Annotated in this window: 22 protein-coding genes and 1 other RNA gene; 19 read left to right on the top strand and 4 right to left on the bottom strand. The window is 65.9% G+C overall.

Annotated features, from left to right (window positions below; all coding sequences use genetic code 11):
* Window positions 1–61: 61 nt before the first annotated feature.
* Both BLV15_RS08360 and BLV15_RS08365 read left to right on the top strand, forming a co-directional pair.
* Complete coding sequence (locus tag BLV15_RS08360) at window positions 62–679, top strand: glutathione S-transferase N-terminal domain-containing protein (RefSeq protein WP_090226524.1); 618 nt, start codon at window positions 62–64, stop codon at window positions 677–679.
* 15 nt (window positions 680–694) lie between these two features.
* Complete coding sequence (locus BLV15_RS08365; protein WP_090226526.1) at window positions 695–1,102, top strand: ClpXP protease specificity-enhancing factor; 408 nt, start codon at window positions 695–697, stop codon at window positions 1,100–1,102.
* Window positions 1,103–1,145: 43 nt separating this feature from the next.
* Here the strand turns inward: BLV15_RS08365 and BLV15_RS08370 are convergent, their stop codons facing one another.
* From BLV15_RS08370 to BLV15_RS08385, 4 genes are read right to left on the bottom strand one after another with little or no spacing between them, the layout of a single operon-like run.
* On the bottom strand, window positions 1,146–1,724 hold the full coding sequence (locus tag BLV15_RS08370) for a BON domain-containing protein (RefSeq protein ID WP_090226527.1): 579 nt from the start codon (window positions 1,722–1,724) through the stop codon (window positions 1,146–1,148).
* The gene (locus BLV15_RS08375; RefSeq protein ID WP_090226530.1) at window positions 1,721–2,314 is read right to left on the bottom strand and encodes a phosphoheptose isomerase; all 594 of its coding nucleotides are present in this window, start codon (window positions 2,312–2,314) and stop codon (window positions 1,721–1,723) included. The genes BLV15_RS08370 and BLV15_RS08375 overlap by 4 nt, the downstream gene beginning before the upstream one ends.
* A gap of 29 nt (window positions 2,315–2,343) precedes the next feature.
* Window positions 2,344–2,718: a YraN family protein gene (locus BLV15_RS08380; protein WP_090226533.1), complete on the bottom strand. Its 375-nt coding sequence runs from the start codon at window positions 2,716–2,718 to the stop codon at window positions 2,344–2,346.
* Window positions 2,715–4,526 carry a penicillin-binding protein activator gene (locus BLV15_RS08385; RefSeq protein ID WP_090226535.1) on the bottom strand — a complete coding sequence of 604 codons (1,812 nt, stop codon included), beginning with the start codon at window positions 4,524–4,526 and terminating at the stop codon, window positions 2,715–2,717. Before BLV15_RS08385 ends, BLV15_RS08380 begins: the two co-directional genes overlap by 4 nt.
* Before the next feature lie 123 nt (window positions 4,527–4,649).
* Here BLV15_RS08385 and rsmI point away from each other — a divergent pair, with 123 nt between their 5' ends.
* From rsmI to ftsZ, 17 genes are all read left to right on the top strand, one after another.
* Window positions 4,650–5,516, top strand: coding sequence for a 16S rRNA (cytidine(1402)-2'-O)-methyltransferase (gene rsmI, locus BLV15_RS08390; protein WP_090226538.1), 867 nt, complete (start codon window positions 4,650–4,652; stop codon window positions 5,514–5,516).
* A gap of 46 nt (window positions 5,517–5,562) precedes the next feature.
* Window positions 5,563–5,921: RNase P RNA component class A (rnpB, locus tag BLV15_RS08395), an RNA gene on the top strand.
* Window positions 5,922–6,219: 298 nt separating this feature from the next.
* A complete protein-coding gene (gene mraZ, locus BLV15_RS08400) occupies window positions 6,220–6,675 on the top strand; it encodes a division/cell wall cluster transcriptional repressor MraZ (protein WP_090226541.1) in 456 nt (151 codons plus the stop codon).
* Window positions 6,676–6,680: 5 nt separating this feature from the next.
* Window positions 6,681–7,622, top strand: a complete 942-nt coding sequence (rsmH, locus tag BLV15_RS08405) for a 16S rRNA (cytosine(1402)-N(4))-methyltransferase RsmH (RefSeq protein WP_090226543.1) — start codon at window positions 6,681–6,683, stop codon at window positions 7,620–7,622.
* Window positions 7,619–7,912 (top strand): cell division protein FtsL, encoded by a 294-nt coding sequence (gene ftsL / locus BLV15_RS08410; RefSeq protein ID WP_090226546.1) that lies wholly within the window; start codon window positions 7,619–7,621, stop codon window positions 7,910–7,912. Before rsmH ends, ftsL begins: the two co-directional genes overlap by 4 nt.
* Window positions 7,909–9,645, top strand: a complete 1,737-nt coding sequence (locus BLV15_RS08415; RefSeq protein ID WP_090226550.1) for a peptidoglycan D,D-transpeptidase FtsI family protein — start codon at window positions 7,909–7,911, stop codon at window positions 9,643–9,645. Before ftsL ends, BLV15_RS08415 begins: the two co-directional genes overlap by 4 nt.
* Window positions 9,645–11,108, top strand: coding sequence for a UDP-N-acetylmuramoyl-L-alanyl-D-glutamate--2,6-diaminopimelate ligase (locus BLV15_RS08420; protein WP_090226552.1), 1,464 nt, complete (start codon window positions 9,645–9,647; stop codon window positions 11,106–11,108). Before BLV15_RS08415 ends, BLV15_RS08420 begins: the two co-directional genes overlap by 1 nt.
* Window positions 11,101–12,462, top strand: a complete 1,362-nt coding sequence (locus BLV15_RS08425; RefSeq protein WP_090226555.1) for a UDP-N-acetylmuramoyl-tripeptide--D-alanyl-D-alanine ligase — start codon at window positions 11,101–11,103, stop codon at window positions 12,460–12,462. The genes BLV15_RS08420 and BLV15_RS08425 overlap by 8 nt, the downstream gene beginning before the upstream one ends.
* 2 nt (window positions 12,463–12,464) lie before the next feature.
* A complete protein-coding gene (gene mraY / locus BLV15_RS08430; protein WP_090226557.1) occupies window positions 12,465–13,547 on the top strand; it encodes a phospho-N-acetylmuramoyl-pentapeptide-transferase in 1,083 nt (360 codons plus the stop codon).
* Between the two features lie 14 nt (window positions 13,548–13,561).
* Entirely contained in the window at window positions 13,562–14,911 is a 1,350-nt protein-coding gene (gene murD, locus BLV15_RS08435; RefSeq protein WP_090226559.1) for a UDP-N-acetylmuramoyl-L-alanine--D-glutamate ligase, read from the top strand.
* A complete protein-coding gene (gene ftsW, locus BLV15_RS08440; RefSeq protein ID WP_090226562.1) occupies window positions 14,908–16,134 on the top strand; it encodes a putative lipid II flippase FtsW in 1,227 nt (408 codons plus the stop codon). The genes murD and ftsW overlap by 4 nt, the downstream gene beginning before the upstream one ends.
* Entirely contained in the window at window positions 16,124–17,194 is a 1,071-nt protein-coding gene (murG, locus tag BLV15_RS08445) for an undecaprenyldiphospho-muramoylpentapeptide beta-N-acetylglucosaminyltransferase (RefSeq protein ID WP_090226564.1), read from the top strand. The genes ftsW and murG overlap by 11 nt, the downstream gene beginning before the upstream one ends.
* Window positions 17,187–18,635: a UDP-N-acetylmuramate--L-alanine ligase gene (gene murC, locus BLV15_RS08450; protein ID WP_090226567.1), complete on the top strand. Its 1,449-nt coding sequence runs from the start codon at window positions 17,187–17,189 to the stop codon at window positions 18,633–18,635. The genes murG and murC overlap by 8 nt, the downstream gene beginning before the upstream one ends.
* Window positions 18,632–19,564: a D-alanine--D-alanine ligase gene (locus tag BLV15_RS08455; protein ID WP_090226570.1), complete on the top strand. Its 933-nt coding sequence runs from the start codon at window positions 18,632–18,634 to the stop codon at window positions 19,562–19,564. Before murC ends, BLV15_RS08455 begins: the two co-directional genes overlap by 4 nt.
* 1 nt (window position 19,565) lies before the next feature.
* Window positions 19,566–20,447, top strand: a complete 882-nt coding sequence (locus BLV15_RS08460; protein ID WP_090226572.1) for a cell division protein FtsQ/DivIB — start codon at window positions 19,566–19,568, stop codon at window positions 20,445–20,447.
* 16 nt (window positions 20,448–20,463) lie between these two features.
* On the top strand, window positions 20,464–21,711 hold the full coding sequence (gene ftsA, locus BLV15_RS08465; protein ID WP_090226575.1) for a cell division protein FtsA: 1,248 nt from the start codon (window positions 20,464–20,466) through the stop codon (window positions 21,709–21,711).
* A gap of 51 nt (window positions 21,712–21,762) precedes the next feature.
* A complete protein-coding gene (ftsZ, locus tag BLV15_RS08470; protein ID WP_090226578.1) occupies window positions 21,763–22,941 on the top strand; it encodes a cell division protein FtsZ in 1,179 nt (392 codons plus the stop codon).
* Window positions 22,942–22,975: the final 34 nt, after the last annotated feature.

Consider the following 22,975-nt stretch of genomic DNA (forward strand, 5'->3'; position numbering starts at 1 on the left):
CGCGCCCTTATTGGGCGCGCTGTGTTTTCTGCCCTTTTTATTTCAAGCGAGGAGGAGCGCCATGAGCGTAACCAATCGGTTGGCTTGCTATTCCGACCCCGCAGACCATTACTGCCATCGCGTGCGCCTGGTGCTTGCGGAAAAGGGAATAGCGGCGGAGATCATCGAGGTTCAGCCCGGGCGCTGCCCGCCACGCTTGGCTGAAGCCAACCCCTATGGCAGTGTGCCGACTCTGGTCGATCGCGATCTGGCCTTGTACGAGTCCACGGTGGTGATGGAATATCTCGAAGAGCGGTATCCTCATCCGCCGTTGATGCCGGTCTATCCGGTCGCACGGGCCAATACCCGGCTGCTGATTCACCGCATCCAGCGTGACTGGTGCGCGCTGGTGGATCGGATACTCGACACGCGCAGCAAGGAGGCAGAGCGTGTACAGGCGCGCAAGGAGCTGCGCGAGAGCCTGACCGGCGTTTCGCCGCTGTTCGGCGACAAACCGTACTTCCTCAGTGAGGAGATGAGCCTGGTGGATTGCTGCCTGCTTCCGATTCTCTGGCGTTTGCCCCTGTTGGGTATCGAGCTGCCGCGGCCGGCTAAGCCGCTGCTCGACTACATGGAGCGCCAATTCGCCCGCGAGGCCTTCAAGGCCAGTCTGTCTGCCGTCGAGCGCGACATGCGCTAACAGCAAGGAGCCTTCATGAACTCCAGTCGTCCTTATTTGATTCGCGCGCTTTACGAGTGGATCGTCGATAACCAATGCACACCTCATCTGCTGGTGAACGCGGAATTCCCCAAGGTGCAAGTCCCGCCTGGCTACGCGGCTGACGGGCAGATCGTGCTCAACGTATCGCCCAGCGCGGTGCGGCACATGCACATGGACAACGAGGCGGTGAGTTTCGAAGGCCGTTTTGGTGGTGTCGCCCACAGCCTGTTCATTCCGGCGGCGGCCGTTCTGGCGATCTACGCGCGCGAGAACGGACAAGGCATGGTCTTCGATCTGGAGCCCACCAGCGCGCCGGGTGAAGAACCCGCAGACGACGGTGACGGTCCGGACGACGAGCCGCCGCGTCCGAGCGGGCGACCGAGCCTCAAGGTGGTGAAATGAAAAAAGGCGACCCTCTGGTCGCCTTTTTCATGCCTGCACCTTACTAGTCGATGTACTCGAAGAGTTTGACGATCTTCTGCACGCCGGAAACGCTCTGCACCTTGTTGGTGGCAAGGTTGGCTTCCTGATGGGTCACCAGGCCCAGCAGGTAGACGATGCCGTTTTCGGTGATCACCTTGATTCGCGAGCCGGGGATCACGCTGTCGGTGAGCATCTGCGTCTTGATCTTGGTGGTGAGCCAGGAGTCGTTGCTGCGGGCCAGGGCGGAAGAGGGTGGGAGCACCTGCAGTTCGTTATGTACGCGCTTGACGCGCTGCACGGCGGCGGCGGATTGCTCGGCGAGGTTCTTCAGGTCGGCTCGGGGCGTTTGCCCGGCCAGCAGGACGACGCCGTTGTAGCTGGCGACGACGATGTGCGAGTTCTGGTCGAGATCGGGGTTGGCCTTGGCGATGTTCACCGCGGCTTTGGTTTCGATCAGCGAGTCATCGATCTTGCTGCCGATGGTGCGTGTACCGCGATCGTCGTCGATAGGCTTGTCGCGGGTGGCGGTGAGTACGGAGCTGCAACCACTCACGCTCAGGCAGAGGGCGATGGCGAGCAGGGAAAGGCGTTGCCGGATCATTCTTCACTCCCGAACAGTTGACTGTCGATCTGGTCGCACAGGCAGTGGATCACCAGCAGGTGAACCTCCTGAATGCGCGCGGTAACTTTCGCCGGTACGCGAATCTCCACGTCTTCCGGCAGCAGTAGCGAGGCCATGCCGCCGCCGTCGCGGCCGGTCAGAGCCACGACCTGCATCTCGCGGTCGTGAGCCGCCTGGATCGCCTGGATGACGTTGGCCGAGTTGCCGCTGGTGGAGATTGCCAGGAGCACGTCGCCGGGCTGACCCAAGGCGCGTATCTGCTTGGAGAAAATCTCGTTGTAGCTGTAATCGTTGGCTATCGAGGTGATCGTCGAGGTGTCGGTGGTCAGCGCCACCGCCGGAAGGCTGGGGCGCTCGCGCTCGAAACGGTTGAGCAGTTCCGAGGAGAAGTGCTGGGCGTCACCGGCGGAGCCGCCGTTGCCGCAGGTGAGGATCTTCCCCTCGTTGAGCAGGGCATGAACCATCGCCTGGCTAGCCTGTTCGATGCTCGGAATCAGAACGTCCATGGCCTGCTGCTTGGTCTCAATGCTGGCCTGGAAGTGCTGGCGAATTCGGGATTGCATGTCCATCGGAAAGTGACCTTCAGTTGGCGGCCGTTTCAGGTATCGAAGGCGTTGCGGACCCAGTTCAGATCCGTAGGGAGATTGCTGTCGGCGCGGATGGCGATCACGTCGAAACGACAGGGATGCCTGCTCCAGCGCGACTCCTTTTGCAGGAAGTGCTCGGCTGCACTGACGAGCTTGGCGCGTTTGCGTGCGTCCACGCTCTCCAGTGCGCCGCCCCAGGCGTCGTAACGCCTGTAACGCACTTCGACGAATACTACTGTATCGCCGTCGAGCATGACCAGATCGAGCTCTCCACGGCGGCACGACCAGTTCTGCGCCAGCAGCCGCAGGCCCTGGCGTTGCAGGTGCTGGAGCGCTTTGGCTTCGGCGCTACGGCCGCTGGCCTGGCGATCGGGGGCGTCGCTCAATATGTGTCGTCCGGAAGACGCTGGACGCGGCCGTCGCGGAATTCGGCCCAGGGCAATTGCCGTTCGATGCGCTGCTGTGGATTCAGGTGCAGGCGACCGGACAGGCCGTCGATGCTGCTTTCCGGCAGCGCCTTCAGCTGACCCAGGTGAGGCGCCAGGCGATAGGCGTCGGCGCCCATGGCGTAAAGCCGGCCCAGGCTGCCGGAGGCTTGCGGCCACTGTCTGCTCACCTGCTGACGGAGTGCGTTGCCGGTGTCGAGCAGCCAGGGTGTTTCGCAGAAGCGGATGCCGTTCAGGTCCAGGTACTGCGTCTGGTCGTTGCTGCCGGAATAGACGTGGGACGTCGCGTACACCGGAACATCGCCGGCGTACTGGAACGTCAGTGTCGGCTTGATCTGCTGGGCCTGTTGCGGCGTGGCGGCGAGGAAGATGAAGTCTACGTCGGCGCGGCGCGAGGGCTGCGCCGCCACCTCGACGCCCAGCGCATTCTGCAGGCGCTTGGCCCGCGCTTCGCTCTGGCGCAGTTGGAACAGGTCGGCGATCTGCTGCGCCAGCTGCACCGGCTGGTCGACGCGTTCGGCGGCGATCAGGGTGCCGCCCGCGGTCTGCCAGCTCTGGCGGAAGGCATCGAGCACGCGATCGCCCCACTCCCCGCGCGGCACCAGCGCCACGGCGCGGCGCATGCCGTCCTGCCAGGCGCGACGCGAGACTTCGCGGGCTTCATCCTCGGCGGCGAGGCCGAACTGGAACAACTGCGGCGGGCCTGCCTGGGCAAGGTCACTGTAGTTGAGCGCGAGGGTGGTCAGCGGCAGTTGCTGGCGTTCGCCGAGTTGCTTGACCAGCGGCTTCTCCAGTGGGCCGATTACCAGCTGCACGCCATCGGCCTGCGCCTGGCGGTAAAACGCGTCCATCGAGGTCAGTTGCGCGCTGTCGTAGAAGGTCACCTGGGGCGGATTCTGCCCCGCCTGCTGGGCTTCGAACTGGGCTGCCAGGAAGCCGTCGCGCAGCGCGCGGGCCACGGACGCCAGTTGGCCTTGCTGGGGCAGCAGCAGGGCGACCTTGGTCAGCGGTTGATCGGCCAGTTGCTGCAGCTTGACCAGCGCCTCGGGCAGGTGCTGAGCCGCAGGGTGCTGTGGATGCTGGGCTTGCCAGGCGCTGATCGCGGCCTTCTGCTGCTCCAGCGTGCCGGCCGGCTTGGTGGCGCGGACCAACGCCAGCCAGCCGTCGAGGTCGGCGTCGGCGGTCGGTTGCAGTTGGTCGTCCGGCAGGCTGGAGACCAGTGTCCAGATCGCCTCGTGGTTGTCGCTGGCTTGTTGTCCCGACAATAGAGGAGCGATGAACACGCGCTCGCGCGCCGCAGCGAGGACCTGACCATCGGCCTGCAGCGCCTGGGCGCGGACCATCTGGGTGCGGACCTGTTGCTCCACCGGAAGCTCGCCCAGGCGTTGCAGGCTCGGATGCTCGAGGGCTTTGAGCGCCGACTTCGGCTGGCCGCGCGCCAGTGAGAGTTCCGCCGCCAGGGTGCTGGCGTAGATCTGCTGCGCCGGTTTGAGATTCTCCAGCGAAACCTGATCGAGGATCTGCGCCGCGCGCTCGGGATTGCTCTGCCGGTACGCCAGGTCGGCTGCCGACAGCCTCAGCGAAGCAGCTTCTTCCGGCTTGGCGGAGCCTGCCTGCTGAAGGAGCTGTTCGATACTGGCCTGCGGTGTGCGTGGCAACTCGCCGAGGTTGGAAGTGGGCTGGCTCGCGCAGGCGGCCAGCAGGGCGGCGATGCAGAGTGCGGAGAGCGGACGCAGGCAGGCAATCATGTAAGCGTTTCCGTTGCTCGTACGAGAGAGGGGCGAATTGTACCCAAGGGCTCCCGGTGGTGCGATGTCGGGTGCCTGAAACGGGCTACAATGCGTGCTTTTGCGCCAATGGCGAGGTGTGTTGTGACAACTTCCGCTGCCCGGGATTCCCAGTTCGGTACGCTCTATGTGGTCGCCACGCCGATCGGCAATCTGGACGACATCAGCGCCAGGGCGTTGGCTATCCTGCGTCACGTGGCGCTGATCGCGGCCGAGGACACCCGGCATTCCGCGCGGCTGATGCAGCACTTCGGCATCTCCACGCCGCTGGCGGCCTGCCACGAGCACAACGAGCGCGAGCATGGCGGGCGCTTCCTCGCGCGTTTGCAGGCCGGTGAGGATGTCGCGTTGATCTCCGACGCCGGAACGCCGCTGATTTCCGATCCGGGGTTCCACCTGGTGCGCCAGGTGCGTGCGGCGGGAATTGCCGTGGTGCCGGTGCCGGGCGCCTGCGCACTGATTGCCGGACTGTCCGCGGCGGGGCTGCCGTCGGATCGCTTCATCTTCGAGGGTTTCCTGCCGGCCAAAGGGGCCGCCCGGCGCGCGCGCCTGGAGCAGGTCAAGGAAGAGCCGCGCACGCTGATCTTCTACGAGGCGCCGCACCGCATTCTCGAGTGTGTCGAGGACATGCGGGCGGTGTTCGGCGACGAGCGCCAGGCCGTGCTGGCGCGAGAGTTGACCAAGACCTTCGAGACCATCAGGGGGCTGCCGCTGGTCGAATTGCACGAGTGGATCGCGGCGGACAGCAACCAGCAGCGCGGCGAGTGCGTGGTGCTGGTTTCCGGATGGCAAGCGCCGGAAGGTGAGGACGCGGTGAGCGCGGAAGCCTTGCGGGTGCTCGATCTCCTGCTTGGCGAGCTGCCGCTCAAGCGGGCCGCGGCGCTGGCGGCGGAGATCACGGGCGTGCGCAAGAACCTGCTTTACCAGGTCGCGCTCGAGCGCCAGAAGTGAAACGGGGCTTGTTCGTTATCCGGCCTGCAGATACCCTTGCCGGCGGAGAGTCGATCGGACAGTCGCTGTTCCATATTGTTCCGCAATATGGGAGGGAGGAAAGTCCGGGCTCCATAGGGCGGAGTGCCAGGTAACGCCTGGGAGGCGTGAGCCTACGGAAAGTGCCACAGAAAATAACCGCCTAAGCGCTTCGGCGCCGGTAAGGGTGAAAAGGTGCGGTAAGAGCGCACCGCACGGCTGGCAACAGTCCGTGGCTAGGTAAACCCCACTCGGAGCAAGACCAAATAGGGTTCCATTGGCGTGGCCCGCGCTGGAACCGGGTAGGTTGCTAAAGGCGTGCAGCGATGTACGTCGTAGAGGAATGACTGTCCTCGACAGAACCCGGCTTACAGATCGACTCTCCACCTCTTTTTCTGCCGTATTCCCCGCCTGTCAGATCGCCGCAAGAGCCCACTCTTAATAAATCACTTTAAGTTTGAAGTTCAGGTTCTTGCGCGTATTCGCTATTTAAGCCTTATCCCTCTTCCGGGCTCGTCCCAACTCCGACTTCTTATCTCTAAATCACCGACACATAAGGGTTTTTTACCTCTTTGCGTGCCTTGACGATGGGGTGCGTGCATTTCTATAGTGTGCGGAAGTGGTACGAAGTGGCACGAAGTGGGTTATTTGGGCACGGAAAGCTAATTATTGGGGAAGCGCAACCTTGTTCCGCGGAGCTAACGCCATCAGTCTCGACGCCAAAGGGCGACTCGCGATGCCGAGCCGGTATCGTGACGAGCTCGTTTCGCGTTGCTCTGGCCAGCTCATCGTGACCATCGACGCCGTCGACCCCTGCCTCTGTGTCTACCCCCTTCCCGAATGGGAACTGATCGAAACCAAGCTGCGTGAACTGCCCTCCCTGCGTGAAGAGAACCGTCGCCTGCAGCGCCTGCTGATCGGTAACGCGGTGGATCTCGAGCTCGATGGCAGCGGTCGCTTCCTGGTTCCGCCGCGACTGCGCGAGTACGCCAAGCTGGACAAGCGCGCGATGCTGGTGGGTCAGCTGAACAAATTCCAGCTGTGGGATGAGGACGCCTGGAACGCGGTTTCCGACGCCGATCTCGCCGCTCTCAAACAACCCGGCGCGCTGCCGGACGAACTGCGTGACCTGATCCTGTGAGCCCGATGACCAGCGACTTCCGCCACATCACCGTTCTGCTGCACGAGGCCGTCGACAGCCTCGATGTCCGCGTGGGTGGCTGCTATATCGATGGCACCTTCGGGCGTGGCGGACACAGCCGGCTGATCCTGGAAAAACTCGACTCGAGCGGGCGTCTACTGGGCTTCGACAAGGACCCACTGGCGATCGCCACGGGACAAACGCTAGCGGCCGAAGACGGCCGCTTCGTCGTTGTACAACGCAGCTTTGCCGAAATGGTCGATGAGGTCCGGGCTCGCGGGCTGGACGGCAAGGTCGCCGGCATCCTGCTGGACCTCGGGGTTTCCTCGCCACAACTGGACGACCCGGAGCGTGGTTTCAGCTTTCTGAACGACGGTCCGCTGGACATGCGCATGGACCCGAGCCGTGGCATCAGTGCGGCCCAGTTCATCGCCACCGCCAGCGACGAAGAAATCGCCCGCGTGTTCAAGGACTACGGCGAGGAGCGCTTCGCCAAGCGCATGGCGCGCGCCGTCGTGCAGCGTCGCGAACAGACGCCGTTCACCCGTACCGGGGACCTCGCTGCCGTGCTGACCGAGGCCAATCCGGCCTGGGAAAAGGGCAAGAACCCGGCGACCCGTGCCTTCCAGGGCCTGCGCATCCATATCAACAACGAGCTCGGCGATCTCGAGCGCGGCCTCGACGCAGCGCTGGAAGCCCTCGAAGTCGGCGGCAAGCTGGTGGTGATCAGCTTCCATTCGCTCGAGGACCGCATCGTCAAGCAGTTCATGCGCAAGCACGCCAAGGGCGAAGCGGACAAGCTACCGCGCGACCTGCCGATCATTCCAAAGGCCTTCGAGCCGCGCCTGAAACTGCTCGGCAAGCCGCAGTACGCTTCCGACGCCGAGACCAAGGCCAACCCGCGCTCGCGCAGCGCGGTGATGCGCGTCGCGGAGAAACTGCGATGAGCCGTTCGTTCTCCAAACCGTTGCCGACCGGCAGCCTGCTGATGCTGATCCTGTTCATTGGCGTGCTGGTGTCGGCGATCGCGGTGTCCTACAGCGCGCACTGGAATCGCCTGCTGCTCAATTCGCTCTATGCCGAACTCAGCGTGCGCGACAAGGCACAGGCCGAGTGGGGCCGCCTGATCCTCGAGCAAAGCACCTGGACGGCGCACAACCGTATCGAAACCCTGGCCACCGAACAGCTCAAGATGCGCGTTCCGCAGGCCGCTGAAATCCGTCTGGTGGCGCCATGACCGGCCTCGAAGGCGCGCTCTATCCCTGGCGTTTCCGCCTGGTGCTGGCGCTGCTCGGCCTGATGGTGGCGGCCATCGTCTGGCGCATCGTCGACCTGCACGTGTTCGACCACGACTTCCTCCAGGGGCAGGGCGACGCGCGCAGCGTTCGTACCATGCCGATCCCGGCGCACCGCGGCCTGGTCACCGACCGCAACGGCGAACCGCTGGCGGTCAGTACGCCAGTAACCACGCTGTGGGCCAACGGCAAGGAACTGCAGGCCGCGCGTGACCAGTGGCCGGCCCTCGCCGCGGCACTCGGCCAGGAGCCGAAGGCGTTCAGCGAGCGCCTGGCGCAAAGCGCCGACCGCGAATTCATGTACCTGGTGCGCGGCCTGACGCCCGAGCAGGGGCAGAGCGTGCTCGACCTCAAGGTGCCGGGCGTCTACTCCATCGAGGAATTCCGTCGCTTCTATCCGGCGGGCGAAGTCACCGCCCACGTGGTCGGCTTCACCGATGTCGATGATCGCGGCCGCGAGGGCGTCGAGTTGTCCTTCGATCAGTGGCTGGCCGGCGTGCCGGGCAAACGCCAGGTGCTCAAGGACCGCCGCGGCCATCTGATCCGCGATCTGCAGGTCACCCGCAACGCCAAGGCCGGCAAGGCGCTGTCGCTGTCCATCGACCTGCGTCTGCAGTACCTGGCGCACCGCGAGCTGCGCAACGCGCTGGTCGAGTTCGGCGCCAAGGCCGGCAGCCTGGTGATGGTCGACGTGAAGACCGGGGAAATCCTGGCCATGGTCAACCAGCCCACCTACAACCCGAACAACCGCCGCAACCTGCAGCCGGCCGCCATGCGCAACCGGGCGATGATCGACGTGTTCGAGCCCGGCTCGACGATGAAGCCGCTGTCGATGAGCGCCGCGCTGCAGAGCGGTCGCTGGAAGCCCAGCGACACCGTCGACGTCTGGCCGGGATCGCTGCAGATCGGTCGCTACACCATCAAGGACGTGTCGAAGACCGAGGGTCGCACCCTCGACCTGACCGGCATCCTGATCAACTCCAGCAACGTCGGCATGAGCAAGGTCGCCTTCGACATCGGCGGCGAAGCCATCCACGACATGATGCAGAAAGTCGGCTTCGGCCAGGACACCGGCCTCGGGTTCCCCGGCGAGCGCGTCGGCAACCTGCCCAGCCATCGCGACTGGAAACAGGCCGAGACCGCCACCCTGTCGTATGGCTATGGCCTGTCGGTGACGGCGATCCAGCTGGTCCACGCCTACGCCACACTGGCCAACAACGGCCGCATCGTGCCGCTCTCACTGGCGCGCGTCGACCGCACGCCGGACAGCGCCCAGGTAATCCCCGAGGACGTCGCCAAGACCATGCAGGGCATGCTCCAGCAGGTCATCGAGGCGCCGCGCGGCGTCTATCGCGCGCAGGTGCCGGGCTACCACGTCGCCGGCAAAAGCGGTACCGCGCGCAAGGCCTCGGTTGGCACCAAGGGCTACACCGAGAACGCCTACCGCTCGCTGTTCGCCGGCTTCGGCCCGATGAGCAACCCGCGCATCGCCATGGCCATCGTCATCGACGAACCGAGCAAGAGCGGCTACTTCGGTGGCCTGGTCTCCGCGCCCGTGTTCAGCCGGGTGATGTCCGGCGCGCTGCGCCTGATGAACATCGCACCGGACAACCTGCCGCCGCCCACCGAGGTGCAGGCCGCCGATGCGAAGACCGTCCAGGGAGGTCGCGGCTGATGACCATGCCCCTGAACAAGTTGCTGCCCGAAAGCGGCCACCCCGCGATGATCCGCGAACTGACCCTGGACAGCCGCACCGTGCGTGCCGGCGACCTTTTCCTCGCCGTGCCCGGCCTGAGCCAGGACGGTCGCATCCATATCGCCGATGCCATCGCCCGTGGCGCTGCCGCCGTCGCCTATGAAAGCGAAGGCGCGCCGGCACTGCCCGAGGGCGATGCGGTGCTGTTGCCGGTGAAGAACCTTTCCGCACAGCTCTCGGCCATCGCCGGGCGTTTCTACGGCGAGCCGAGCCGCGCGATGCGCCTGATCGGTGTCACCGGAACCAACGGCAAGACCAGCGTCAGCCAGTTGATCGCCCAGGCGCTGGATCGTCTCGGCGAGCGTTGCGGCATTGTCGGGACCCTCGGCAACGGGTTCCACCACGCCCTGGAAAGCGGCCGTCACACCACGCCCGATCCGGTTTCGGTGCAGGCCACCCTGGCCAACCTGAAGCAGGCCGGCGCCCGCGCCGTGGCGATGGAAGTGTCCTCGCACGGGCTGGACCAGGGGCGCGTGGCCGCGCTGGCCTTCGACATCGCGGTGTTCACCAACCTGTCCCGCGATCACCTCGACTACCACGGCACCATGCAGGCCTACGGCGCCGCCAAGGCGCGCCTGTTCGCCTGGCCGGGTTTGCGCTGCCGGGTGCTGAACCAGGACGACGCCTTCGGCCGCGAGCTGGCCGCACAACGTAGCGATTCGCGCCTGATCGGCTATAGCCTGGACGATGCGTCCGCCTACCTTTATTGCCGCCAGGCGCGCTTCAGCGACGAAGGCGTGCGCGCCGAGCTGGTGACGCCGTACGGCGAAGGCCTGCTGCGCAGTTCGCTGCTTGGCCGCTTCAACCTGAGCAACCTGCTCGCGGTGGTCGGCGCGCTGCTGGGCATGGACTACCCGCTGGATGAAATCCTCGCGGTGATGCCGCAGCTGCAGGGTCCGGTAGGGCGCATGCAGCGCCTGGGTGGCGGCTCGCAGCCGCTGCTGGTGGTGGATTACGCGCACACGCCGGATGCGCTGGAAAAGGTGCTCGAAGCGCTGCGCCCGCATGTGCAGGGCGAACTGCTCTGCCTGTTCGGCTGCGGTGGCGATCGTGACCGCGGCAAGCGCCCGCTGATGGCGTCGATCGCCGAGCGGCTGGCCGATCGCGTGGTGGTCACCGACGACAACCCGCGTAACGAGAGCCCGGCGGCGATCCTCGACGACATCCGCGCCGGTTTCAGCGCGCCGGATGACGCCGAATTCGTCGAAGGCCGCGGCGCCGCCATCGCTCGTCTGGTCGCGAGCGCCAAGCCGGGCGACGTGGTGCTGCTGGCCGGCAAGGGCCATGAGGATTACCAGGAGATCGCCGGCGTGCGCCAGCCGTTCTCCGACTTGCAGGAAGCCGCCGCTGCGCTGGCCGCCTGGGAGCAGAACCATGCTTAAGCCTCTTTTCCTGAGCGAAGTCGCCGCTGCGCTGAACGCCCGCCTTATCGGCGCCGACGTCAGTTTCGCCGCCGTCAGCAGTGACAGCCGCGCGATCCAGCCGGGGCAACTGTTCATCGCCCTGGTCGGACCGAATTTCGACGGCCACGATTACCTCGCCGAAGTCGCCGCCAAAGGCGCGGTCGCCGCCCTCGTGCAGCGCGAAGTGGCCGACGTGCCGCTGCCGCAACTGCTGGTGGCGGATACCCGGCTGGCGCTCGGTCGCCTCGGTGCGCTCAACCGCGATGCCTTCGGCGGCCAGGTCGCGGCAGTCACCGGTTCCAGCGGCAAGACCAGCGTAAAGGAGCTGCTCGCCGCGATCCTTCGCGTGCAGGGGCCGACCCTGGCCACCCGCGGCAACCTGAACAACGATCTCGGCGCGCCGCTGACGCTGCTCGAGCTGGGCGCGGAACACCAGGCGGCAGTGATCGAACTCGGCGCCTCGCGGCTGGGCGAAATCGCCTACACCGTCGGCCTGACCCGGCCGCACGTGGCGATCATCAACAATGCCGGGCTGGCCCATGTCGGCGAGTTCGGCGGTCCGGACAAGATCGTCGAAGCCAAGGGCGAGATCCTCGAAGGTCTGCCGGCGGACGGCATCGCCGTGCTCAACCGCGACGACAAGGCGTTCGCCATCTGGACGACGCGCGCCGCCGGACGCCGCGTCATCAGCTTCGCGCTGAACGACGCCGGCGCCGACTTCCATGCCGACGCGCTGTCGCGCGATGTGCGCGGTTGCCCGGCTTTCACGCTGCGCGGGCCGGCTGGCTCCGCGCGCGTCCAGCTCAACCTGCTCGGCCTGCATAACGTCGCCAACGCCCTGGCCGCCGCCGCCGCCGCGCACGCGCTCGGGGTTCCGCTGGCGTCGATCGTCGCCGGTCTGCAGAGCGTGCAGCCGGTCAAGGGACGCGCGGTGGCGCAGTTGGCACCGAACGGCGTGCGCGTGATCGACGACACCTACAACGCCAACCCGGCGTCGATGTTCGCCGCCATCGACATCCTCGCCGGTTTCGACGGGCGCAAGGTGCTGGCCCTGGGCGACATCGGCGAACTCGGCCGGTGGGCCGAGCAGGGCCACCGCGATGTCGGCGCCTATGCCGTCGGCAAGGTCGACGCACTCTATGCGGTCGGTCCGAACATGGCCCACGCGGTCGCCGCGTTCGGCGCCGCGGGCCGGCATTTTCCCGATCAGGCCAGCCTGATCGAAGCGATCCGCGCCGAGCAGGCCGCGGAAACCACCATTCTCATCAAGGGTTCGCGTAGCGCGGCGATGGAAAACGTCGTCCAGGCCCTGTGCGCAACGGAGGCACACTGATCATGCTGCTGCTGCTGGCGGAGTACCTGCAACAGTTCTACAAGGGATTCGCGGTATTCCAGTATCTGACCCTGCGCGGCATCCTGGGGGTGCTCACCGCGCTGTCGCTGGCGCTGTGCCTGGGCCCGTGGATGATCCGCACCCTGCAACTGCGCCAGATCGGCCAGGCGGTGCGCAACGATGGACCGCAGTCGCACCTGTCGAAGAAGGGCACGCCGACCATGGGCGGTGCGCTGATCCTCTCGGCTATCACCATCAGCACGCTGCTCTGGGCCGACCTGTCGAACCGCTACGTGTGGACCGTGCTGCTGGTGACGCTGGCGTTCGGCGCCATCGGCTGGGTCGACGACTACCGCAAGGTGATCGAGAAGAACTCGCGCGGACTGCCGAGCCGCTGGAAGTACTTCTGGCAGTCGGTGTTCGGCCTGAGCGCGGCGATCTTCCTGTTCCTCACCGCCAAGGCCCCCGTGGAGACCACGCTGATCCTGCCGATGGTGAAGAGCGTCGGCATTCCGCTGGGCGCCGGTTTCGTCGTGCTGACCTATTTCGTCATCGTCGGCTCGAGCAACGCGGTCAACCTCACCGACGGCCTCGACGGCCTGGCGATCATGCCAACCGTGATGGTCGGCGGCGCGCTGGGCATTTTCTGCTACCTGTCGGGCAACACGAACTTTTCCGAGTACCTGCTGATTCCCTACGTCGCTGGCGCCGGTGAGCTGATCATCTTCTGCGGCGCGCTGATCGGCGCCGGCCTTGGTTTCCTCTGGTTCAACACCTACCCGGCGCAGGTCTTCATGGGTGACGTCGGCGCGCTGGCGCTGGGCGCCGCGCTCGGCACCATCGCCGTGATCGTCCGCCAGGAAGTGGTGCTGTTCATCATGGGCGGCGTGTTCGTCATGGAAACCCTGTCGGTGATCATCCAGGTCGCCTCCTTCAAATTGACCGGCAAGCGCGTGTTCCGCATGGCGCCCATCCACCACCACTTCGAACTCAAGGGCTGGCCCGAACCGCGCGTGATCGTGCGCTTCTGGATCATCACCGTGATCCTGGTGCTGGTTGGCCTCGCCACCCTGAAGCTGCGTTGAGGAACGAGATACCGATGAGCCTGATCGCTTCCGACCAATTCCGCATCGTCGTCGGCCTCGGCAAGAGCGGCATGTCCCTGGTGCGCTTCCTCGCGCGCCAGGGGGTGCCCTTCGCCGTCGCCGACACGCGCGCGAATCCGCCGGAGCTGGCGACCCTGCAGGCGGAGTATCCGCAGGTTCAAGTGCGCTGCGGCGAGCTCGACGTGGACTTCCTCTGCCGCGCCCAGGAGCTTTACGTGAGCCCCGGCCTGGCGCTCGCCACTCCGGCGCTGCAGGCGGCGAAGGCGCGTGGCGTGTCGCTGTCCGGCGATATCCAGCTGTTCGCCCGGCACGCCAAGGCGCCGATCGTGGCGATCACCGGCTCGAACGCCAAGAGCACCGTGACTACCCTGGTCGGCGAGATGGCCGTGGCGGCCGGCAAGCGCGTCGCCGTCGGCGGCAACCTCGGCCAGCCGGCGCTGGACCTGCTCGACGATGCGGTCGAGCTGTACGTCATCGAGTTGTCCAGCTTCCAGCTGGAAACCACCGAACAACTGAATGCCGAAGTGGCCACCTGCCTCAACGTCAGCGAAGACCACATGGACCGCTACAGCGGGCTGCCGGCCTATCACCTGGCCAAGCACCGGATCTTCCGCGGCGCACGCCAGGTGGTGGTGAACCGCGACGACGCGCTGTCGCGCCCGCTGGTGGCGGACGACCTGCCGCGCCTGACCTTCGGCCTGGGCAAACCGGACATCCGCGGTTTCGGCCTGATCGAGCATGACGGCGAGAAGTGGCTGGCGTTCCAGTTCGAGCCCCTGCTGCCGGCCAGCGCCCTGAAGATCCGCGGCGCGCACAACCAGTCCAACGCGCTGGCGGCCCTGGCCCTCGGTCATGCTGTCGGGCTGCCGATGGAAAGCATGCTCGCGGCGCTGAAAGCCTTCGGCGGTCTGGCGCATCGCTGCCAGTGGGTCGGCGAGCGTGCCGCGGTGAATTACTACGACGATTCCAAGGCGACCAACGTCGGCGCCGCGCTGGCGGCCATCGAAGGCCTGGGCGCGGACATCGACGGCAAGCTGGTGCTGATCGCCGGCGGCGACGGCAAGGGTGCCGATTTCTCCGCGCTGCGAGCGCCGGTGCAACGTTTCTGCCGCGCGGTAGTGCTGCTCGGTCGCGACGCCGAACGCCTCGGCGCCGCGCTGGGCGAAGGTGTGCCGCAGGTACGCGTGGCGAGCCTCGACGAGGCGGTGCGGCGCAGCGCCGAACTGGCTCTGCCGGGTGATGCCGTGCTGCTGTCCCCGGCCTGCGCCAGCCTCGACATGTTCAAGAATTTCGAAGAGCGCGGACGCCTGTTCGCCCAGGCCGTGGGAGGGCTGAGCCAATGAGCCAGGCACTCTTCGGCTTCCTTCGCCCGTACCCGTCGCCGCTGGCCGGCCGCCGCGGCATGGACATGGATTTCCCGCTGCTCGCCGGTTGCCTGGCGCTGCTCGGCCTCGGCCTGGTGATGATCACCTCGGCGTCCTCGGAAGTCGCCGCGGCGTCCTCCGGCAACCCGCTCTATCACATGATCCGCCACCTGGTTTACCTCGGCATCGGCTTCGTCGCCTGCGCGGTGGTGATGATGATTCCGCTGGCCACCTGGCAGCGCCTCGGCGGCATGCTGCTGATCGGCGCCATCGCGCTGCTGGTGATGGTGCTGATTCCCGGCATCGGCCGCGAAGTGAACGGCTCGATGCGCTGGATCGGCTTCGGCATGTTCAACGTGCAGCCCTCGGAAATCGCCAAGATGTTCGTGGTGATCTACCTCGCCGGCTATCTGGTGCGGCGCCAGGAAGAGGTTCGCGAGAGCTGGATGGGCTTCTTCAAGCCGTTCATCGTGCTGTTGCCGATGGCCGGCCTGCTGCTGCTGGAACCCGACTTCGGCGCCACCGTGGTGATGATGGGCGCGGCGGCCGGGATGCTCTTCCTCGGCGGCGTCGGGTTGTTCCGCTTCGGCCTGATGGTCGCTCTGGCGGTGGGCGCGGTGTTCGTCCTGGTGCAGGCGCAGCCTTACCGGATGGCGCGACTGGTCACCTTCACCGACCCCTGGGCCGACCAGTTCGGCTCCGGCTACCAGCTGACCCAGGCGCTGATCGCCTTCGGCCGCGGCGAGTGGTTCGGTGTCGGCCTGGGCAACAGCATCCAGAAGCAGTTCTACCTTCCCGAAGCGCACACCGACTTCGTCTTCTCGGTGCTCGCCGAGGAACTCGGCCTGGTCGGCGCGCTGGCGACCGTCGCGCTGTTCTGCTTCGTCAGCGCCCGTGCGCTTTACATCGGCCTGTGGGCGGAGAAGGCCAAGCAGTTCTTCGCCGCCTATGTCGCCTACGGCCTGGCGTTCCTCTGGATCGGTCAGTTCCTGATCAACATCGGGGTGAACGTCGGCCTGCTGCCGACCAAGGGCCTGACCCTGCCGTTCCTCAGCTATGGCGGCAGCTCGCTGGTGATCTGCTGCGTCAGCCTCGGCCTGCTGCTGCGTATCGAGTGGGAGCGGCGCAGCCTGCTCGGCAGCGAGGAAACGGAATTTTCCGAAGCGGATTTCGCCGAGGAGGAGCCACTGCATGGCCGCTAACGTACTGATCATGGCTGGTGGCACCGGCGGACACGTATTCCCCGCGCTGGCCTGCGCCCGCGAATTCCAGGCGCGCGGCTACGCCGTGCACTGGCTCGGCACGCCCAACGGCATCGAGAACGAACTGGTGCCACAGGCCGGCTTGCCGCTGCACCTGATCCAGGTCAGCGGCCTGCGCGGCAAGGGGTTCGCCTCGCTGCTCAAGGCCCCGCTGCAAGTGCTGCGCGCGCTCTGGCAGGCGCGCAAGGTGGTTCGCCAGCTGAACCCAGTGTGCGTGCTCGGCCTTGGCGGCTACGTCACCGGCCCCGGCGGCGTCGCTGCGCGGCTGGCCGGTTCGCCGCTGATCGTCCATGAGCAGAATGCCGTGGCCGGAACCGCCAACCGCCTGCTGGCGCCGATTGCCGCGCGTATCTGCGAAGCCTTTCCGGACACCTTCGGTGCCTCCGCCAAACGCCGTACCACCGGCAATCCGGTGCGCGAGGAGTTGTTCCTGGAGACCCCGCGCGATGCGCTGGCCGGCCGCAAGCCGCGCCTGCTGGTGCTCGGTGGCAGTCTCGGCGCAGAGCCGCTGAACAAGCTGCTACCCGAGGCGCTGGGTTCGGTCGCCGCCGAACTGCGTCCGGAAGTCTTCCATCAGGCGGGCAAGCGGCATGCCGAGGTCACCACCGAGCGCTATCGCGCGGTCGGTGTCGACGCGCAGGTCGCACCGTTCATCGCCGACATGGCTCGCGCCTACGCCTGGGCCGACCTGGTGATCTGCCGTGCCGGTGCGCTGACCGTCAGCGAGCTGGCCGCCGCCGGGCTTCCGGCGTTCCTGATCCCGCTGCCGCACGCGATCGACGACCACCAGAGCCGCAATGCCGACTATCTGGCGAGGGAGGGCGCTGCCGTCCTTTTGCCGCAAGCTACGACCGACGCGGCGAAGCTCGCCGCGCAGCTGACCGAGGTTTTGATGCAACCCGAGAAACTCGAGGCGATGGGCGCGATCGCCCGGCGCCTGGCCAAACCCGATGCCACCCGTGCCGTGGTGGATATCTGCCTGGAGGTGGCCCATGGCTAAGTCCCCCGCAGCGGTCAAGGCCGAAGTCCGGCGCATGCGCCGCATCCGTCGCGTGCACTTCGTCGGTATCGGTGGCGCCGGCATGTGCGGTATCGCCGAAGTACTGCTCAACCTCGGCTACGAAGTCTCCGGCTCCGACCTCAAGGCCTCGGCCGTTACCGAGCGCCTGCAGAGCTTCGGTGCCGAGATCTTCCTCGGCCACCAGGCGGGCAACGTGGCGGGCGCCGATGTGCTGGTGGTTTCCAGCGCGGTGAACACCAGTAACCCGGAAGTCGCGCTGGCCCTGGAGCAGCGTATTCCCGTGGTGCCGCGCGCGGAAATGCTCGCCGAGCTGATGCGCTATCGCCACGGCATCGCGGTTGCCGGCACCCACGGCAAGACCACCACCACCAGCCTGCTGGCCTCGGTGTTCGCCGCCGCCGGTCTCGATCCGACCTTCGTCATCGGTGGCCGCCTGAACGCCGCCGGCACCAATGCCCAGCTCGGCAGCAGCCGCTACCTGATCGCCGAGGCTGACGAGAGCGATGCCAGCTTCCTGCACCTGCAGCCGATGGTCGCGGTGGTCACCAACATCGACGCCGACCACATGGCGACCTACGAAGGCGACTTCAACAAGCTGAAGAAGACCTTCGTCGAGTTTCTCCACAACCTGCCGTTCTACGGCCTCGCCGTGGTCTGCAACGACGACCCGGTGGTGCGCGAAATCCTCCCGCAGATCGCCCGTCCGACCGTGACCTACGGCTTCGGCGAGGCGGCCGACGTGCGTGCGATCGACGTTCGCCAGGAAGGCATGCGGACCCATTTCACCGTGCTGCGTCCGGATCACGAACCGCTGGCCGTGTCGGTGAACATGCCCGGCAAGCACAACGTGCTCAACGCCCTGGCAACCATCGCCATCGCCGGTGACGAGGGCATCGACGACGATGCCATCGTGCGCGGTCTGGCCGACTTCCAGGGCGTCGGCCGGCGCTTCCAGGTCTACGGCGAACTGCCAGTGGACGGCGGCAGCGTGATGCTGGTCGACGACTACGGCCATCACCCGCGCGAAGTCGCCGCGGTGATCGCCGCGGTACGCGACGGCTGGCCCGAGCGCCGCCTGGTGATGGTCTATCAGCCGCACCGCTATACCCGCACCCGCGACCTCTACGACGACTTCGTCCAGGTGCTCGGCGACGCCAATGTCCTGTTGCTGATGGAAATCTACCCGGCCGGCGAAGAGCCGATTCCCGGTGCCGATGCGCGCAACCTGTGCCACAGCATCCGCCAGCGCGGCCGCCTGGACCCGATCTACATCGAGCGCGGCGTCGAGCTGGCGCCGCTGGTCAAGCCGCTGCTGCGCGCGGGCGACATTCTGCTTTGCCAGGGCGCCGGTGACATCGGCGGGCTGGCCCCGCAACTGCTGAAAAGCCCCCTGTTCGCCGCCGAGAGGACCTCGAAATGAACCGCGTCGATCCCAAAGCCTTTGGCCGTGTCGCCGTGCTGTTCGGCGGCCTGAGCGCCGAGCGCGAGGTATCGTTGAAATCCGGGGCGATGGTGCTCGGCGCCCTGCAGGCGGCCGGTGTCGACGCCTTCGGCATCGATGTCGGCGCCGATTTCGTGCAGCGTCTGGCGCAGGAAAAGATCGACCGCGCGTTCATCATCCTGCACGGCCGCGGCGGCGAAGATGGCGCCATGCAGGGCCTGCTTGAGTGCGCCGGAATCCCCTACACCGGCAGCGGTATCCTCGCCTCCGCGCTGGCGATGGACAAGCTGCGCACCAAGCAGGTGTGGAGCAGCCTCGGCCTGCCGACGCCGCATCACGCGATTTTGCGCGACGAATCCGACTGCCGGTCGGCGGCGACGGAACTGGGCTTCCCTTTGATCGTCAAACCCGCGCATGAAGGTTCAAGTATCGGCATGGCCAAGGTGAACGACATCGATGCATTGATCGATGCCTGGCAGGCCGCCAAACAGTTCGATTCGCAGGTTCTCGTCGAACAGTGGATCCACGGCCCGGAGTTCACCATCGCCGTGTTGCGCGGTGAGGTTCTGCCGCCGATCGCCCTCGGCACTCCGCATTCTTTCTACGACTACGACGCCAAGTACCTGGCGTCCGACACCCAGTACCGGATTCCCTGCGGCCTCGATGCGGCCAAGGAAGAGGAACTCAAGACCCTCACCGCGAAAGCCTGCGAAGCCGTCGGCACCCAGGGTTGGGCGCGCGTCGACGTGATGCAGGACGAGGATGGCCAGTTCTGGCTGCTCGAAGTGAACACCGCTCCCGGCATGACCGACCACAGCCTGGTTCCGATGGCCGCTCGCGCGGCTGGCCTGGATTTCCAGCAACTGGTGCTGTCGATCCTCGCCGACAGCTTCGAGGCGAGGTACTGACATGCACGGCGTCCTGCTGCGTCATCCCCATCAGCCCATCGGTCGCGCGCCTCTGCGCGGCAAGGCGCCGCCGCGTGGCGCCAGCCGCATGGTGGCCAAGCAGCCGCTGTCCGAGCGTTTGCCGAAGCCGAACTTCAGCCTGGTCAAGCGCCTCGGCTGGCCGTTGCTGCTGATCGGCCTGGGCTTCGGTGCCTACGAGCTGTCGCAGAAACTGCTGCCTTACGCCGACCGGCCGATCGCCAAGATCAGCGTCGAAGGGGACCTCAGCTACATCAGCCAGCAGGCCGTGCAACAGCGCATCGCGCCGTTCATTTCGGCGAGCTTCTTCACCGTCGACCTCGCCGGTATGCGCGGCGAACTGGAGCGCATGCCCTGGATCGCCCACGCCGAAGTGCGCCGCGTCTGGCCGGATCAGGTGCTGGTGCGCCTGGACGAGCAACTGCCGATCGCCCGCTGGGGCGAGGGCGCCTTGCTGAACAACGCCGGTGAGGCCTTCGAGCCACGCGAGCTGGCCAACTACGAACACCTGCCGCAGCTGTCCGGGCCGCAGCGCGCCCAGCAGCAGGTCATGCAGCAGTACCAGGTGATCAGCCAGCTGCTGCGTCCGCTGGGCTTCTCGGTGCAGCGCCTGGAACTGCGCGAGCGCGGCAGCTGGTTCGTCTCCATGGCCGTGAACGACGGCGGCGAGCACATCGAGCTGTTCGTGGGCCGCGATAACATGGTTGAAAAAATACGTCGCTTCACCGCCATCTACGAGAAGGCGCTGAAGCCGGAACTAGCGAACATCAAGAGCATCGACCTGCGTTACTCCAACGGCCTCGCCGTGGCGTGGCGTGAGCCGGCGCCGGACACGGCGGCAGCAGCCAAGCCGGTCGTGAATTGAGGAGAAGACAATAGCCATGGCAAGCGTGCAAAGCGGCAAGATGATCGTCGGCCTCGACATCGGTACCTCCAAGGTGGTGGCGCTGGTGGGTGAGGTGTCGGCCGATGGCCAACTGGAAATCGTCGGCATCGGTACGCATCCGTCGCGCGGCCTGAAGAAAGGCGTCGTGGTGAACATCGAGTCCACCGTGCAATCGATCCAGCGGGCCATCGAAGAAGCCCAGCTGATGGCCGGTTGCCGCATCCACTCGGCCTTCGTCGGCGTCGCCGGCAGCCACATCCGCAGCCTGAATTCCCACGGCATCGTCGCCATCCGCGATCGTGAAGTCAGCCCCGCCGACCTGGAGCGTGTGCTCGATGCCGCCCAGGCCGTGGCGATCCCCGCCGACCAGCGCGTGCTGCACACGCTGCCGCAGGACTACGTTATCGATAACCAGGAAGGCGTGCGCGAGCCGCTGGGCATGTCCGGCGTGCGCCTGGAAGCCAAGGTGCACGTGGTGACCTGTGCGGTGAACGCGGCGCAGAACATCGAGAAGTGCGTGCGTCGCTGCGGCCTGGAAGTCGACGACATCATTCTTGAGCAACTGGCGTCGGCCTACTCGGTGCTCACCGACGACGAGAAGGAACTGGGCGTCTGCCTGGTCGACATCGGCGGCGGCACCACCGACATCGCCATCTTCACCGAAGGCGCGATCCGCCACACCGCGGTTATCCCGATCGCCGGCGACCAGGTCACCAACGACATCGCGATGGCGCTCCGTACACCGACGCAGTATGCCGAGGAGATCAAGATTCGATATGCTTGCGCCCTGGCCAAGCTGGCTGGCGCTGGAGAGACCATCAAGGTTCCCAGCGTGGGCGACCGCCCACCCCGGGAACTCTCCCGACAAGCTCTGGCCGAAGTGGTCGAACCCCGTTATGACGAGCTTTTCACCTTGATCCAGGCCGAGCTGCGACGCAGTGGTTACGAGGACTTGATCCCCGCAGGGATCGTTCTGACCGGCGGCACGGCGAAGATGGAAGGCGCGGTCGAACTGGCCGAGGAAATCTTCCACATGCCGGTACGGCTGGGTGTTCCGCACACCGTCAAGGGCCTCGCGGACGTCGTCCGCAACCCCATCTATTCCACAGGCGTGGGCCTGCTGCTTTACGGTCTGCAAAAGCAGAACGACGGCATTTCCATGTCCAGCGTCGGCAACTACAGCGAAGAAACCAAGACACCTGTTCTGGAGCGGCTCAAGCGCTGGGTCCAGGGCAATTTCTGAAATTAAGTGTGCTGTTGGCAATACAACTAGAAAATGAAAGGAGAGGGGACCATGTTCGAGCTCGTAGACAACATCCCGCAAAGCGCAGTAATCAAGGTCATCGGTGTCGGTGGTGGCGGTGGTAACGCCGTCAATCACATGGCGAAGAACAACATCGAAGGCGTCGAGTTCATCTGCGCCAACACCGACGCACAGGCGCTGAAGAACATTTCCGCGCGCACCGTGCTGCAACTCGGCCCAGGCGTGACCAAGGGTCTCGGCGCGGGCGCCAACCCGGAAGTCGGCCGTCAGGCTGCGATGGAAGACCGCGAGCGCATCGCCGAAGTGCTGCAGGGCACCGACATGGTGTTCATCACCACCGGCATGGGCGGCGGTACCGGTACCGGCGCCGCTCCGGTGATCGCCCAGGTCGCCAAGGAAATGGGCATTCTCACCGTGGCCGTGGTCACGCGTCCGTTCCCGTTCGAAGGTCGCAAGCGCATGCAGATCGCCGACGAAGGCATCCGCGCGCTGTCCGACAGCGTCGACTCGCTGATCACCATCCCCAACGAGAAGCTGCTGACCATCCTCGGCAAGGACGCCAGCCTGCTGTCCGCCTTCGCCAAGGCCGATGACGTGCTGTCCGGCGCCGTTCGCGGTATCTCCGACATCATCAAGCGTCCCGGCATGATCAACGTCGACTTCGCCGACGTGAAAACCGTGATGAGCGAGATGGGCATGGCGATGATGGGCACCGGTTGCGCCAGCGGCCCGAACCGCGCCCGCGAAGCTACCGAAGCGGCGATCCGCAACCCGCTGCTGGAAGACGTCAACCTGCAGGGCGCCCGCGGCATCCTGGTCAACATCACCGCCGGTCCCGACCTCTCGCTGGGCGAGTACTCCGACGTCGGTAACATCATCGAGCAGTTCGCGTCCGAACACGCCACCGTCAAGGTCGGTACCGTCATCGATCCGGACATGCGCGACGAGCTGCACGTCACCGTGGTCGCGACCGGTCTGGGCGCGAAGATCGAGAAGCCGGTCAAGGTCATCGACAACACCGTGCAGCCCGCTGCAGCCGCTGCCCAGCCCGCTCCGGCGCGCCAGGAAGCCGCCGTCAACTACCGCGATCTGGATCGTCCTACCGTCATGCGTCAGAACCACGGCAGCGCCACCGCCGCCAAGCTGAACCCGCATGACGACCTGGATTATCTGGATATTCCGGCGTTCCTGCGTCGCCAGGCTGATTAATGGAATGTATCAGGCGCATTGTGGTGATTGGTGT

Origin of the sequence: Pseudomonas kuykendallii (assembly GCF_900106975.1) — a bacterium.
Taxonomy (GTDB): domain Bacteria; phylum Pseudomonadota; class Gammaproteobacteria; order Pseudomonadales; family Pseudomonadaceae; genus Pseudomonas_O; species Pseudomonas_O kuykendallii.

What these genes read in the sequence shown, in the direction of transcription:
- BLV15_RS08360 (WP_090226524.1), top strand. Translation starts at nt 62, where the DNA reads ATGAGCGTAACCAATCGGTTGGCTTGCTATTCCGACCCCGCAGACCAT.
- BLV15_RS08365 (WP_090226526.1), top strand. Translation starts at nt 695, where the DNA reads ATGAACTCCAGTCGTCCTTATTTGATTCGCGCGCTTTACGAGTGGATC.
- BLV15_RS08370 (WP_090226527.1), bottom strand. Translation starts at nt 1,724, where the DNA reads ATGATCCGGCAACGCCTTTCCCTGCTCGCCATCGCCCTCTGCCTGAGC.
- BLV15_RS08375 (WP_090226530.1), bottom strand. Translation starts at nt 2,314, where the DNA reads ATGGACATGCAATCCCGAATTCGCCAGCACTTCCAGGCCAGCATTGAG.
- BLV15_RS08385 (WP_090226535.1), bottom strand. Translation starts at nt 4,526, where the DNA reads ATGATTGCCTGCCTGCGTCCGCTCTCCGCACTCTGCATCGCCGCCCTG.
- rsmH (WP_090226543.1), top strand. Translation starts at nt 6,681, where the DNA reads ATGACCAGCGACTTCCGCCACATCACCGTTCTGCTGCACGAGGCCGTC.
- ftsL (WP_090226546.1), top strand. Translation starts at nt 7,619, where the DNA reads ATGAGCCGTTCGTTCTCCAAACCGTTGCCGACCGGCAGCCTGCTGATG.
- BLV15_RS08415 (WP_090226550.1), top strand. Translation starts at nt 7,909, where the DNA reads ATGACCGGCCTCGAAGGCGCGCTCTATCCCTGGCGTTTCCGCCTGGTG.
- BLV15_RS08420 (WP_090226552.1), top strand. Translation starts at nt 9,645, where the DNA reads ATGACCATGCCCCTGAACAAGTTGCTGCCCGAAAGCGGCCACCCCGCG.
- BLV15_RS08425 (WP_090226555.1), top strand. Translation starts at nt 11,101, where the DNA reads ATGCTTAAGCCTCTTTTCCTGAGCGAAGTCGCCGCTGCGCTGAACGCC.
- mraY (WP_090226557.1), top strand. Translation starts at nt 12,465, where the DNA reads ATGCTGCTGCTGCTGGCGGAGTACCTGCAACAGTTCTACAAGGGATTC.
- murD (WP_090226559.1), top strand. Translation starts at nt 13,562, where the DNA reads ATGAGCCTGATCGCTTCCGACCAATTCCGCATCGTCGTCGGCCTCGGC.
- ftsW (WP_090226562.1), top strand. Translation starts at nt 14,908, where the DNA reads ATGAGCCAGGCACTCTTCGGCTTCCTTCGCCCGTACCCGTCGCCGCTG.
- murG (WP_090226564.1), top strand. Translation starts at nt 16,124, where the DNA reads ATGGCCGCTAACGTACTGATCATGGCTGGTGGCACCGGCGGACACGTA.
- murC (WP_090226567.1), top strand. Translation starts at nt 17,187, where the DNA reads ATGGCTAAGTCCCCCGCAGCGGTCAAGGCCGAAGTCCGGCGCATGCGC.
- BLV15_RS08455 (WP_090226570.1), top strand. Translation starts at nt 18,632, where the DNA reads ATGAACCGCGTCGATCCCAAAGCCTTTGGCCGTGTCGCCGTGCTGTTC.
- BLV15_RS08460 (WP_090226572.1), top strand. Translation starts at nt 19,566, where the DNA reads ATGCACGGCGTCCTGCTGCGTCATCCCCATCAGCCCATCGGTCGCGCG.
- ftsA (WP_090226575.1), top strand. Translation starts at nt 20,464, where the DNA reads ATGGCAAGCGTGCAAAGCGGCAAGATGATCGTCGGCCTCGACATCGGT.
- ftsZ (WP_090226578.1), top strand. Translation starts at nt 21,763, where the DNA reads ATGTTCGAGCTCGTAGACAACATCCCGCAAAGCGCAGTAATCAAGGTC.